The sequence below is a fragment of the Streptomyces sp. AC512_CC834 genome (genome assembly GCF_019049325.1).
GTDB lineage: Bacteria > Actinomycetota > Actinomycetes > Streptomycetales > Streptomycetaceae > Streptomyces.
On the sequence record NZ_JAGMUO010000034.1, the window covers coordinates 305,346 to 317,779 of the forward strand.

The 12,434-nt window shown below is 72.0% G+C and carries 12 protein-coding genes; 5 read left to right on the forward strand and 7 right to left on the reverse strand.

The window, feature by feature from the left end; genetic code table 11:
- Positions 1 to 84 precede the first annotated feature (84 nt).
- A complete protein-coding gene (locus KUM40_RS14610; protein WP_217166354.1) occupies positions 85 to 510 on the forward strand; it encodes an OsmC family protein in 426 nt (141 codons plus the stop codon).
- Positions 511 to 530: 20 nt separating this feature from the next.
- On the opposite strand, the gene narI is transcribed toward KUM40_RS14610, so the two are convergent.
- The 6 genes from narI to KUM40_RS14640 all read right to left on the reverse strand — a co-directional run bounded on the left by narI (position 531) and on the right by KUM40_RS14640 (position 8,928).
- Positions 531 to 1,253, reverse strand: coding sequence for a respiratory nitrate reductase subunit gamma (narI, locus tag KUM40_RS14615; protein ID WP_217166355.1), 723 nt, complete (start codon positions 1,251 to 1,253; stop codon positions 531 to 533).
- Positions 1,250 to 1,744: a nitrate reductase molybdenum cofactor assembly chaperone gene (gene narJ, locus KUM40_RS14620; protein WP_217166356.1), complete on the reverse strand. Its 495-nt coding sequence runs from the start codon at positions 1,742 to 1,744 to the stop codon at positions 1,250 to 1,252. Before narJ ends, narI begins: the two co-directional genes overlap by 4 nt.
- A gap of 4 nt (positions 1,745 to 1,748) precedes the next feature.
- Positions 1,749 to 3,344 (reverse strand): nitrate reductase subunit beta, encoded by a 1,596-nt coding sequence (gene narH, locus KUM40_RS14625; RefSeq protein ID WP_217166357.1) that lies wholly within the window; start codon positions 3,342 to 3,344, stop codon positions 1,749 to 1,751.
- Positions 3,344 to 7,039 carry a nitrate reductase subunit alpha gene (locus KUM40_RS14630; RefSeq protein ID WP_217166358.1) on the reverse strand — a complete coding sequence of 1,232 codons (3,696 nt, stop codon included), beginning with the start codon at positions 7,037 to 7,039 and terminating at the stop codon, positions 3,344 to 3,346. Before KUM40_RS14630 ends, narH begins: the two co-directional genes overlap by 1 nt.
- Before the next feature lie 110 nt (positions 7,040 to 7,149).
- Positions 7,150 to 7,992 carry an SAM-dependent methyltransferase gene (locus KUM40_RS14635; protein WP_217166359.1) on the reverse strand — a complete coding sequence of 281 codons (843 nt, stop codon included), beginning with the start codon at positions 7,990 to 7,992 and terminating at the stop codon, positions 7,150 to 7,152.
- A gap of 72 nt (positions 7,993 to 8,064) precedes the next feature.
- A complete protein-coding gene (locus KUM40_RS14640) occupies positions 8,065 to 8,928 on the reverse strand; it encodes a helix-turn-helix transcriptional regulator (RefSeq protein ID WP_217166360.1) in 864 nt (287 codons plus the stop codon).
- 230 nt (positions 8,929 to 9,158) lie between these two features.
- Between KUM40_RS14640 and KUM40_RS14645 the strand changes: the two genes are divergently transcribed.
- Positions 9,159 to 9,584, forward strand: coding sequence for a hypothetical protein (locus tag KUM40_RS14645; RefSeq protein ID WP_217166361.1), 426 nt, complete (start codon positions 9,159 to 9,161; stop codon positions 9,582 to 9,584).
- Here the strand turns inward: KUM40_RS14645 and KUM40_RS14650 are convergent.
- A complete protein-coding gene (locus KUM40_RS14650; RefSeq protein WP_217166362.1) occupies positions 9,566 to 10,405 on the reverse strand; it encodes a helix-turn-helix domain-containing protein in 840 nt (279 codons plus the stop codon). The two genes, KUM40_RS14645 and KUM40_RS14650, sit on opposite strands and share 19 nt — an antisense overlap.
- 153 nt (positions 10,406 to 10,558) lie before the next feature.
- Between KUM40_RS14650 and KUM40_RS14655 the strand changes: the two genes are divergently transcribed.
- From KUM40_RS14655 to KUM40_RS14665, 3 genes are all read left to right on the forward strand, one after another.
- Entirely contained in the window at positions 10,559 to 10,864 is a 306-nt protein-coding gene (locus KUM40_RS14655) for a 4a-hydroxytetrahydrobiopterin dehydratase (RefSeq protein WP_217166363.1), read from the forward strand.
- Positions 10,865 to 10,868: 4 nt separating this feature from the next.
- Positions 10,869 to 11,609: a class I SAM-dependent methyltransferase gene (locus tag KUM40_RS14660; RefSeq protein ID WP_217166364.1), complete on the forward strand. Its 741-nt coding sequence runs from the start codon at positions 10,869 to 10,871 to the stop codon at positions 11,607 to 11,609.
- 161 nt (positions 11,610 to 11,770) lie between these two features.
- A complete protein-coding gene (locus KUM40_RS14665; RefSeq protein WP_217166365.1) occupies positions 11,771 to 12,430 on the forward strand; it encodes a YafY family protein in 660 nt (219 codons plus the stop codon).
- The last annotated feature ends 4 nt before the right edge of the window (positions 12,431 to 12,434 follow it).

The window sequence follows — 12,434 nt, forward strand, 5'->3', positions numbered from 1 at the left end:
CGGAGTGTGATCGGATGGGGGTGGGAACCCGGCCGCCGGGCTCCCACCGCCCCAGTACAGCAAGCGAATTCGAGAGGACCCGCCGTGGCAACCACGCGCTCCGCACACACCGTCTGGGAAGGCAACCTGCTCGAGGGCAACGGTGTCGTCACCTTCGACTCGTCCGGCATCGGCGAGCAGCCGGTGTCCTGGCCCTCGCGCGCCGAGAAGGCCAACGGGAAGACCAGCCCGGAAGAGCTGATCGCCGCCGCCCACTCGAGCTGCTTCTCCATGGCGCTGTCGAACGGCCTGGCCGGTGCCGGCACCCCGCCCACCAGGCTCACCACCTCCGCCGACGTCACCTTCCAGCCCGGTGAGGGCATCACCGGCATCCACCTCACCGTGGAAGGCGCCGTCCCGGGCCTCGACAACGACGCGTTCGTCGCCGCCGCCGAGGACGCCAAGAAGAACTGCCCGGTCAGCCAGGCCCTGACCGGCACCACCATCACCCTGTCGGCGAAGCTGGCCTAGGTGTACCGCCCAGCACACGGCTAGGAGCCCGCGCGCTCCCAGCCCGGCCGGTCCGGGCGCGGCCCCAGTTGCCTGGGGTCGCGCGACCGGTACACCACGTAGGGCCGGGTCAGGTACTGCAACGGCGCGCTGAACATGTGCACCAGACGCGTGTAGGGCACCAGCGCGATCAGCACCATCCCGACCACCGCGTGCACGTGGTACAGCAGCGGCACGCCCGCCATCAGGTCCGTCTTCGGGTTCAGGGTGAACAGGCTGCGGGACCACGGCGCGATGGTGCTGCGGTAGTCGTAGCCGTTGCCGGAGGTGTCGGAGAGTTTGGCGACCATGCCCAGGACGATCGCGCCGACCAGGAAGACGTACATGACCTTGTCGTTGCCCGTGGTGGCGCGGAAGACCGGTGCCTTGGTGCGGCGCCGGTAGACCAGCATCCCGATCCCGGCGACCGCGAGGACCCCGGCCAGGGTGCCGCCGTACAGCGAGAACAGATGGTACGTGTGCTCGCTGACGCCGATCGACTCCGTCCAGGACGCCGGGACGAACAGCCCGATCAGGTGCCCGGCGAGCACGAAGAGGATGCCGTAGTGGAAGACCGGCGAGGCGATGTTCAGCAGCTTCGACTCGTAGACCTGCGAGGAGCGGGTCGTCCAGCCGAAGCGGTCGTAGCGGTGCCGCCAGAACAGGCCGGCGATCAGCAGCGCGAAGGCGGCGTAGGGCAGGACACCCCACAGGAAGACGTTCATCGGCGGGCTCCGGTGGGTGCGGGCGGCAGCGTGGCGCACACCGCGTCCAGGACGCACGCGTAGGGCGTGCCGAAGGCGGTGAGCCGGGAGCGCAACTGGTCCAGGGCGGCGCGGTGCTCGGTGAGCATGCCGATGTCCCCGGTGCGGGAGACGAACTCCAGCACCGCCGGAAGGAAGTCGGGCAGTTCCTCGCCGGTGAACTCCAGCCCGTGGGCGCGGTACAGCTCCTTGAAGCGGACCAGCGACATGCCGCGGTTGCGGGTGTCGCCGTCGGTCCACCAGCTCAGGTACAGGCTGTGCCGGTTCTTGAAGTCGAAGACCTCCACGTAGTGCGCCTGGAGTTCACCCTGTTCGGTCGCCGCCGCGTGGTCGGTGAAGGGGCGCAGTTGTGGCGCGGCCTCGCGCAGCAGCGGCAGCCGGGCGCGGAAGTCGTCGTCGGGATACGTCAGACAGAGCGCCGCCGCCTGGTACAGCACCTCGAAGCCGGGCATCGGATCAGACCTCCCTCTCGTCGTCCGCGGTCTGCCGCCTGCGCAGGATGTGGAAGTTCTCCACCGGCACCAGCGGCAGCTTCTTGCGTCCCGAGTCCTGGCCGAAGGGGCCGTCGCCGCCCATGCCGGGCCCGCCGTCGGTGTCCAGGCTGCATGTGTCCGGCAGCGCGGAGGCCTCCAGTTGGTGCGCGTCCCCGACGGCCGCCGTCGGGATCACGTACCGCTCCTCGTACTTGGCGATCGCCAGCAGCCGGTACATCTCCTCGACCTCCTCGGGGCGCATGCCGACGCCCGCGCAGACGGCCGGGTCGGGGTCCTCGCCGAGGTTGACCGACCGCATGTGGGCGCGCATCGCCGCGAGTTTCTCCAGCGACGCGCGGACCGGTCCGGTGTCGCCGGCCGTGAACAACTCGGCCAGGTACTCCAGCGGAATGCGCAGCGTGTCGATCGCGCCGAAGAGGTTGTCCGCGTCCTCGCCGTCGTGCCCGGTCTCCGTCAGCGCGTCCACGACCGGAGACAGCGGCGGGATGTACCAGACCATCGGCATCGTCCGGTACTCCGGATGCAGGGGCAGCGCGACGCGGTACTTGCTGACCAGCGTGTGCACGGGGGAGCGCCGGGCCGCCTCGATCCAGTCGAACGGGATCCCCGCCGCCTCTGCGGCCCGCCGCACCTCAGGGTCCTCCGGGTCGAGGAAGACACCCAACTGTGCCTCGTACAGGTCATGTTCGTTCGGTGTCTCGGCGGCCTCGGTCACCTTGTCGGCGTCGTAGAGGACCACCCCCAGGTATCTGAGACGTCCGACGCAGGTCTCCGAGCAGACCGTGGGCTGGCCCGCCTCGATGCGCGGATAGCAGAAGGTGCACTTCTCGGCCTTGCCGGTGCGGTGGTTGAAGTACACCTTCTTGTACGGGCATCCGGTCACGCACATCCGCCAGCCCCGGCAGCGGTCCTGGTCGACCAGGACGATGCCGTCCTCCGAGCGCTTGTACATCGCCCCGGACGGGCAGGACGCCACGCACGACGGGTTCAGGCAGTGCTCGCAGATGCGCGGCAGATAGAACATGAAGGTCTCTTCGTAGGCGAACCGCACCTTGTCCGAGGCCTGTTGACGCGTCCGTTCCACCATCGGGTCGAGGTCGCCGTAGGCGGGGGCGCCGCCGAGGTCGTCGTCCCAGTTCGAGGACCAGCCGATCTTCATGGGCTTGCCGTCGAGCTGCGAGATCGGCCGGGCGACGGGGTAGTCGGAGCCGAGCGGGGCGTCGGTGAGGTTCTTGTAGTCGTACGTCCAGGGCTCGTAGTAGTCCTTGATCTCCGGGAGCCTCGGGTTGGAGAAGATCCCGGCGAGCTTCTTGAACCGGCCGCCCGCCTTCAGCTTCAGCGCGCCCCGCCGGTTCAGCTCCCAGCCGCCCCGCCACTTCTCCTGGTCCTCGTAGCGGCGGGGGTAGCCCTGTCCGGGGCGGGTCTCGACGTTGTTGAACCAGACGTACTCCATGCCCCGCCGGTTGGTCCACGCCTGCTTGCAGGTGACCGAGCAGGTGTGGCAGCCGATGCACTTGTCGAGGTTCATGACCATGGCGACCTGGGCCATCGGACGCATCAGTACTCGACCTCCTGAGAGCGGCGCCGGATGACCGTCACCTCGTCACGCTGGTTCCCGGTCGGGCCCAGGTAGTTGAAGGCCCAGGACAACTGGGCGTAGCCGCCGATGAGATGGGTCGGTTTGAGGAGCAGGCGGGTGAGTGAGTTGTGGACGCCGCCGCGCTTTCCGGACGCCTCCGCCAGCGGTACGTTGACCGTGCGTTCCTGCGCGTGGTGCATGTAGACCGTGCCGGGCGGCATGCGGTGCGAGACGATCGCGCGGGCCACGACGACGCCGTTGCGGTTGACCGCCTCGATCCAGTCGTCGTCGGCGACCCCGATGGCGTCCGCGTCCTGCGTCGACATCCAGATGCACTGGCCGCCCCGGGACAGCGCCAGCATGAACAGGTTGTCCTGGTACTCGGAGTGGATGGACCACTTGTTGTGCGGGGTGAGGTAGCGGACCGTCACCTCGCGGTGCCCGTCGGGCCCGAGCTGCGGCTCCCCGAACAGCCGGTTCATGTCCAGCGGCGGCCGGTACACGGGCAGTGCCTCGCCCAGCTCGTGCATCCAGTCGTGGTCGAGGAAGAAGTGCTGGCGGCCGGTGAGGGTGTGCCAGGGCTTGAGGTGCTCGGTGTTGAGCGTGAACGCCGTGTAGCGCCGCCCGCCCGCCTCGCTGCCCGACCACTCCGGCGAGGTGATCACCGGCACGGGCGCCGCCTGGGTGTCCGCGTAGGTGATCCGCTTGCCCTCGTGCTCCGCGGCGAGGTGGGCCATCTCCTGCCCGGTCTTCGCCTCCAGGGTGTGGAAGCCCTGCGTGGCCAGCCGCCCGTTGGTGGTGCCGGACAGGGTCAGGATGGTGTTGGCCGCCTTCACCGCCGTGTCCATCGCCGGGCGCCCGTCGGCCGGACCGCCGCGCACCCGGCCGTTCAGGTCCCGCAGCCGCGTCACCTCCTCGTCCGGCCTCAGGGTGATGCCCTTGGCGGGCAGCCCCTTGGCCTCCACCAGCGGACCCAGCGCGGCGAACTTCGCGCCGATCGCCGTGTAGTCGCGCTCCACGACGACGAGGTCCGGCATGGTCTTCCCGGGCTCCGGCTCGCACTCCCCGTCCCGCCAGTCCCGTACGACCCCGCCCGGCTGCGCGATCTCGCCCGGTGTGTCGTGCTGGAGCGGCGCCGCCACCAGGTCCCTGCGCACCCCGAGATGATCCTCGGCCAGCTCGCTCAGCTTCTCCGCCAGCACCTTGAACGTGTCGAAGTCGGTGCGCGTCTGCCACGGCGGGCTCACGGCCGGGGAGAAGGCGTGCACGTAGGGGTGCATGTCCGTGCTGGACAGGTCGTGCTTCTCGTACCAGGTCGCGGCGGGCAGCACCACGTCGGACAGCAGCGTGGACGAGGTGTGCCGGAAGTCCAGCGACAGCAGCAGGTCGAGCTTCCCCTCGGGCGCCTCCTCGTGCCACACCACGTCCCGCGGGCGCTGCTCCGGAGCGGCCTCCTCGGCGCGCAGCGAGGACTGCGTGCCCAGCAGGTGCTTGGTGAAGTACTCGGCGCCCTTGCCCGACGAGCCGAGCAGGTTGGCCCGCCACAGGGTCACGATCCGCGGCCAGTTCTCCGGCGCGTCCGGGTCCTCGCACGCGAACTTCAGCGTTCCCGAACGCAGTTCGGCCACCGCGTTCGCCACCGGGTCGCCGAACGCCCCGCCCAGCTCCAGCGGGTTGCGGTCGAAGGTCGGATACGAGGGCATCCACCCCGTGCGCGCCGACAGCGCGAGACAGTCCGCGCCCGTCATCCCGGACAGTTGCCCCTCGCCCAGTGGGGAGGACAGCACATCGGCACGGAACCGGTCGTAGCGCCACTGGTCGGTGTTCAGGTACCAGTACCCGGTGCCGATCGCCTGGCGCGGTGGACGCGACCAGTCCGACGCGGCGGCCAGCGTCGCCCAGCCGGTCACCGGACGGCACTTCTCCTGGCCCACGTAGTGCGCCCAGCCGCCGCCGTTGCGGCCCTGGCAGCCGGTGAGCTGGAGCAGGGCGAGGAAGGTCCGGTAGATCGTCTCGGAGTGGAACCAGTGGTTGGTGCCGGCGCCCATGAGGATCATGCAGCGTCCCTTGGACCGCTCGGCGGTCCGCGCGAACTCCCGGGCGATCCGCACACAGGCCGCCGCCGGCACCGAGGTGTGCGCCTCCTGCCAGGCCGGGGTGCCGGGCGTGTCCGCGTCCTCGTACGACGCCGGCCAGTCGCCCGGCACCCCGGGCCGCGCCACGCCGTACTGCGCGAGAAGCAGGTCGAAGACCGTCGTCACCAGCGGCCCGGTCGCCCCGCCGAGCCGCGTCGCCGGGACACCCCGCCGGAGTACGTCCCCACGCCCCTGTCCGTGCGTGCCGCCCTCGGTGTCGAAGCGGGGCAGCAGCACCTCCACGCCCGACGCCATCTCGTGGCCGTGCAGGCTCAGCAGGGGCCGTACGTCACCCAGGTCGAGGTTCCACCTGCCCTGGTCGGCCTCGTTCCAGCGAAAGCCCAGCGAGCCGTTCGGGACGACCGCCCGGCCCGTCGCCTCGTCCAGTACGACCGTCTTCCAGGCCGCGTCGCCACCCGCCTGCCCCAGGTCGGCGGCGCGCAGGAACTTCGCCGGGACGTACGCCCCGTCCCGCTCGGTCAGCGTCACCAGGAACGGCAGGTCGGTGAAGCGCCGCACGTAGTCGTCGAAGAACGGGGTGGCGCGGTCGACGAAGAACTCCTTGAGCACCACGTGCCCCATGGCGAGGGCCAGCGCGGCGTCCGTGCCCGGGTGCGGGTGCAGCCACTGGTCGGCGAACTTGGTGTTGTCGGCGTAGTCCGGCGAGACCACGACCACCTTCTGGCCCCGGTAGCGGGCCTCCGCCATCCAGTGCGCGTCCGGCGTACGGGTCACCGGGACGTTCGAACCCCACATGATCAGATACGCCGCGTCCCACCAGTCGCCCGACTCCGGCACGTCCGTCTGATCGCCGAAGACCTGCGGGGACGCCACGGGCAGGTCGGCGTACCAGTCGTAGAACGACAGCATCGGGGCGCCGATCAGCGAGTGGAAGCGGGCGCCCGCCGCGTGCGACACCATCGACATCGCGGGGATGGGGGAGAAGCCCGCGATGCGGTCGGGCCCCTGGGTGCGGATCGTGTGCACGTGCGCGGCGGCGACCATCTCGACCGCCTCGTCCCAGCTCGCCCGGACCAGACCGCCCTTGCCGCGCGCCCGCTGGTAGCGCCGCCGGCGCTCGGGGTCGCCCTGGATGTCGGCCCAGGCCAGCACCGGGTCCGACAGCCGCGCCTTCGCCTCCCGGTACAGCTCCAGGAGCACCCCGCGTACGTACGGGTAGCGCACCCGCGTCGGCGAGTACGTGTACCAGGAGAACGCCGCACCCCGGGGGCAGCCGCGCGGCTCGTACTCGGGGCGGTCCGGGCCGACCGACGGATAGTCCGTGGCCTGGGTCTCCCAGGTGATGATGCCGTCCTTGACGTACACGTTCCAGCGGCACGAGCCGGTGCAGTTCACCCCGTGCGTGGAGGTCACGACCTTGTCGTGGCTCCAGCGGTCCCGGTAGAAGGCGTCCGCCTCCCGGCCGCCGACCAGTCCGATGCTGTGCAGGTCGGGTGCGGCGGTGCCCGGCCGGAAGAACCGTCCCGCGCGCAGCAGCGCCGCGCCCGGTTCGGTGGGCGGTGTCCGCGTTTCGGTCACGTGCGCTCCCTTGCTCGCCCGGGCCCTGGCTTTCGAACCTAGGGGCGGGGGCGGGAGCGCACCCGTTCGCGGCGCCCGTACGGGTCAGGGCGCACCGCGCGGTGTCCGGGTCAGGGCTTGCGGGCCACCCCCGCGTACACCGGCACGATGCCCTCCGTCTGGGCCGCCACGTCCTCCGGGTCCGGCCGCCACCCGGTGACCGGGATGACGCCGGGGCCCAGCAGTTCCAGGCCGTCGAAGAAACGCGCGAACTCGGTGAGGGAGCGCGGGTGGAACGGTGTGCCGCTGCGCGCGAAGAGCCCGGCGGCCTTGCCCACCGCCTCGGGGTTCAGGTCGGGCGTGACCTGCGAGAGGACCAGGTGACTGCCGGGTGCGAGCGCGTCGGCGTACCGCTTGAGCAGGCCGTGCACGTCGTCGCCGTCGGCCGCGTCGCCCAGGTAGTGCGTCAGCGCCACCAGCGACAGGGCGACCGGCCGGTCGAAGTCCAGGGACTCGCCCGCCAGCCGCAGGATCAGCTCCGGGTCGCGGACGTCCGCGTGGACGTACTCGGTGGAGCCCTGCGCCGAGCCGTGCAGCAGCGCCTCCGCGTGCCTGAGGACGATCGGGTCGTTGTCGGCGTAGACGACCCGCGACTCGGGGGCCACCGCCTGGGCCACCTGGTGCAGGTTCGGCTCGGTGGGGATGCCGGTGCCGATGTCCAGGAACTGGCGGATCCCGGCCTCGGCGAGGGTACGGACCGCCCGCTGCATGAACCGGCGGTTGGCGCGCGCCCCGCGCACCGCGGTGCCGTCCGCGGCGAGGATCTTGCGGGCCAGCTCCTCGTCCACCGGATAGTTGTCCTTGCCGCCCAGCCACCAGTCGTAGACCCGGGCCGGATGCGGCCTGCTGGTGTCGATGGGAGTGACGGGGGTGACGGGGGTGGCAGGGGTGGCGGCGGGGTCGGATCCGGTCATGCGGTGTGGTCTCCTCGGGCCTCGGTGGTGGCGGGTCGGGGGGCGGGTCGTCAGGTCTTCAGGTCGTCGCGGTCAGAAGTTCTCGCGGTACTCGCGCAGGATCTTCTCGGTGCGCTGGGTCGACGCGGCACGCGCCGTCATGTGGTCCAGGACCTCCAGGTGCGCGGAGACCTCGGTCCGGGAGTCCAGGTACAGGGCGCCCGTCAGGTACTCGGTGAAGACCATGTCGGGCAGCTCCGGCTCCGCGAACCGGAACAGGGTGAACGGCGCGTACGTCCCGGGGTGCGGCCCGTCCTCGAACTCGGCGACCTGAAGCGTCACCCGGTCCCGGGTCGCGAACTCCAGCAGCTTGTCGAGCTGCTCGCGCATCACCCGGCCGTGGATGCTCACCGGGCGCCGCAGCACCGTCTCGTCCATCACCACCCACAGGTGGGGCGGATCCGGGCGCTCCAGCAGCCGCTGCCGCTCCATGCGCAGCGACACGTGCCGCTCCACCGCGTCCGCGCCCGCGTTGCCGATCGTCCCGGCCTCCAGGACCGAACGCGCGTAGTCCTCGGTCTGCAGCAGCCCCGGGACGAAGTGCGGCTCGTAGGAACGGACGATCCGCGCGGCGCCCTCCAGGCTCACATACATGCTGAACCAGTCCGGAAGCACGTCGTGGTAGCGCTGCCACCAGCCCGGCTGGTTGGCCTCCTCGGCGAGCGCGACGAACGCCGAGACCTCGTCCGAGGCGACCCCGTACGTCGTCAGCAGTATCTGGACGTACGGAATCTTCAGCGAGACCTCGGCCGTCTCCATGCGCCGCACGGTCGCCGGGGCCACCCGGAGCACCTTGGCGGCCTCCTCGCGCCGGAGGCCCGCCGTCTCCCGCAGTTCCTGAAGCCGTCTGCCGAGGACCACCTGGCCCACGGTGGGTGCGGCCCGCCGCTCGCTCACGCCACGCCTCCCCAACGCGCCCAAGTCACACCGCAGTCTGTCATGTTCCTCTGTCAGTCTCACAGGGGTGTTCGTGGATCATTCGCCGGCCGGACGCATTACCCGCCGGGTAATCGACCGCGCCCGTGCGGGGCGGGATCGTGGAGCCAACGGGTTCCGGTCCGGCGCACTCCGGCCCGGGACCCGGCCCACCACCACACCATGTCCGATCCGACGGAGGGTGACTCGTCATGTCCACGCACCAGCTTGCCACGCTCGCCCGTACGGCCGAACCGCCGCTGATGCTGCGCCGCTTCCTCGCCCTCGACGCGGCGGTGACCGGCGCCAACGCACTCGCCTACCTCGCACTCTCCGGCCCGCTCGGGCGCTACCTCGGCGCCGGCTCCGGGCTGCTCCTGGGCCTCGGCGCGTTCCTCGCGGTGTACGCCGGGTGCGTGGGCCTGCTGGCCGCACGTCCCGTGCCTCCGGCGCTCGCCGTACGGGCCGTGGTCGAGGCCAATCTCGCCTGGGCGGCCGTCAGCCTCGTCGCGCTGGCCCTCTGGCTCACGCCCACCACGGCCGGCGCGGTGTGGACGGTGCTCCAGGCCTTCGTCGTCACGGGATTCGCCCTGTTGCAGTACGCGGCCCTCAGGCAGCGTCAGGGAAGCAGCGTGTGAAGGTACTTGACCGTCGCCGGGTCGGCCGGGAGCAGTGTCTCGATGGCCAGCTCGGCGACCGTCACGTCCATCGGGGTGTTGAAGGTGGAGATGGACGAGATGAACGACAGGACGTGGCCCTCGTGCTCGATCCGCATCGGCAGCGCGAAGTACGGCACCGGCTCGTCCGGCTCCCCGCCCGGCGCGGTGTCCGGTGCCGTGTCCGGCGCGGGGTCCGGCACGGGATAGGCCGCCACCTCGTCGTACAGCTCCCGCAGCGGCTGCGAGCGGTGCAGGGCGATCTGCCGCCCCATCTGCTCCAGCAGGTGCCCGCGCCACTCGCGCAGGTTGCGGATGCGCGGCGCCAGACCCTCCGGGTGCAGCGTCAGCCGTATCGCGTTGAGCGGCGGCGCGAGCAGATGCTCCGCGACGCCGTCCATCAGCATCACGATCCCCCGGTTGGCCGCCAGCACCTGGTACGTCGCGTCGACGACCAGCGCCGGATACGGCTCGTAGCCCCGGATCAGCCGCTCCATTCCCTCGCGCAGCGCGCCCAGGGCGGGATCGTCCAGCGGGGTCTCGGGGTAGTGCGGGGCGTAACCGGCCGCGAGCAGCAGCGCGTTGCGCTCCCGTACGGGGACGTCCAGGTGCTCGGCGAGGCGCAGCACCATCTCCTCGCTCGGCCGGGAGCGGCCCGTCTCGACGAAGCTGATGTGCCGGGCGGAGGAGTCGGCGCGCAGCGCCAGCTCGAGCTGGCTGACCCGACGCCGCTCACGCCAGGCCCGCAGCAGCGGGCCCACGCCCTGGACGGTGGGGGCGGTACCGGACGTGAGTGCGGTCATGCTCCGAACGGTAGCCGACGGCGTCCCGGGCCGGGGCCCGGCCCGGCGCCGGTGACCAGGGCTCCGGCGGCCGCGCTGTGGCAGTCTGAGGAGACAAGTGAGGGGCGCCCGGGTGCCCGGGTGCCCACCCGAGGGAGGAAGGGAGCGCAGCACATGCCCGTCGAACCGCTGTCGCGGCAGGAGATCGAGGAGCGGCTGGCCGGGCTGCCCGGCTGGTCCCTCGACGCCGGCCGCCTCACCCGCTCCTACCGGCTCGGCTCGCACTTCGCGGCGACCGCGATGGTCGTCCACGTCGCCCAGGTGCAGGAGGAGCTCGACCACCACTCCGACCTGACCCTCGGCTACAACACGGTCGCCCTCGCCGTGCACACCCACAGCGGGGGCGGCGCCGTCACCGAGAAGGACGTCGAGCTCGCCCGCAGGGTGGAGGACCTGGCCGCCGCCCACGGGGCACACTGACGGTGTGCTCGACTACGACAAGGAAGCCGAACGGTACGACGCCTCCCGCGGCGGCGAGCCCCGCGCCGCGGCCGCCGCGGAGGCCGTGCTGAGCCTGGTGCCCGGGCAGGCCCGCAGCCTGTTGGACGTGGCCTGCGGCACCGGCATCGTCACCCGGCGGCTCGCCGCCGGACGGGAGGGCCTGCGCGTCACCGGCGCCGACCTCGCCTCCGCCATGGTCCGGCGCGCCTCGGCCCGGCTGCCCGGAGCCGTCGTGCGCGCCGACAGTCGCCGACTGCCCTTCGGCGACGGGGAGTTCGACGCCGTCACCAGCGTGTGGCTGCTGCACCTCGCCGGCGGCGCCGTCAACGTGCGGGCGATCGTCGGCGAGTGCGCCCGCGTCCTGCGGCCCGGCGGTGTGTACGTGACCACGGTGGACAAGGGTGCCTCGCACAACGTCGGCAGCGACATCGACGCCGTGCTCGCCACCCGCCCGCCCAGCACCGCCCATGACGCCGCCCACCTCGTCGAGTCGTACGCCCGTGAGCACGGTCTGACCCCGGTGGGGCGGGCCCGCTTCACCGGTCACGGCCAGGGCCGCAGCCCCCGCCGCACCGTCGCGGACCTGCGGCGCGGCTGGTTCGTCACGCTGCCGCCGGGCGAGCCGCTCGCGGAGGACTTCGCCACCCGGCTCGCCGCCCTGCCGGACCAGGACCGGCCCCGGCCCGACCCGGTGTTCACGCTCAGGGCGTTCGCGAAGCCGTAGGCGCCGGAGAACTCCTCCCGGTCTCATCGGCGGTCTCGGGGGCCGGCAGGTGCCGCACCCAGGCGTCGCGCTCGTGCAGGATCGCTCGTGCAGGATCGGCGGCAGCTCCGTAGGCGCCCTCGTCGCCGCCCCGACGCAGCACGACGAAGGTCGCCGGAGGCGTGCCGTCCGGTTCCCACGCGGGCGGCTACCGGCTCCTCGACGGCTACCGCACCCGCCTGACCGGCCTCACCGCGGCCGAGGCCGAGACCCTCTTCCTGGCCGGCGTCCCCGGCCCCGCCGCCGAGCCGGGCCTGGGCGGGGTCCTGGCCGCCGCCCAGCTCAAGGTACGCGCGGCCGACCGGATCAGCGACCGCTTCCACCTCGACGCCCCCGGCTGGTACGCGGACCCGGACGAGACGCCGTACCTGCCGACGGTCGCCGACGCCGTGTGGAACCGTACGGACTGGTCCGGCCTCACCTCGGCGGGCACGGACTTCACCCGCCCCGCCGGCTTCGACCTCGCCGTGTACTGGGCGGCGTACCAGCGCGACTTCCACGGCCGGCTGCACCGGGACCGGGCGGTCGTCCGGCTCGCCCCCGGCGTGACGCTCACCGGCCCGGCGGGGGAGGCGGTACGGGCGAACGGACGTGCCGACCCAGACGGTTGGACCCGCGCGACGGTCCCCGTCGAGTCCATGGACCACGCCCATGGCGGGTTCCTGCGCCTCGGCGCCGGAATCGAGGTGGTGGAGCCCGCCGGACTGCGGACGAGGTTCGCCCGTACCGCGGCGCAACTGGTCGAGAGATACGGCAACCCGGCCGCCCCGGGCGGCGACTGAGAGG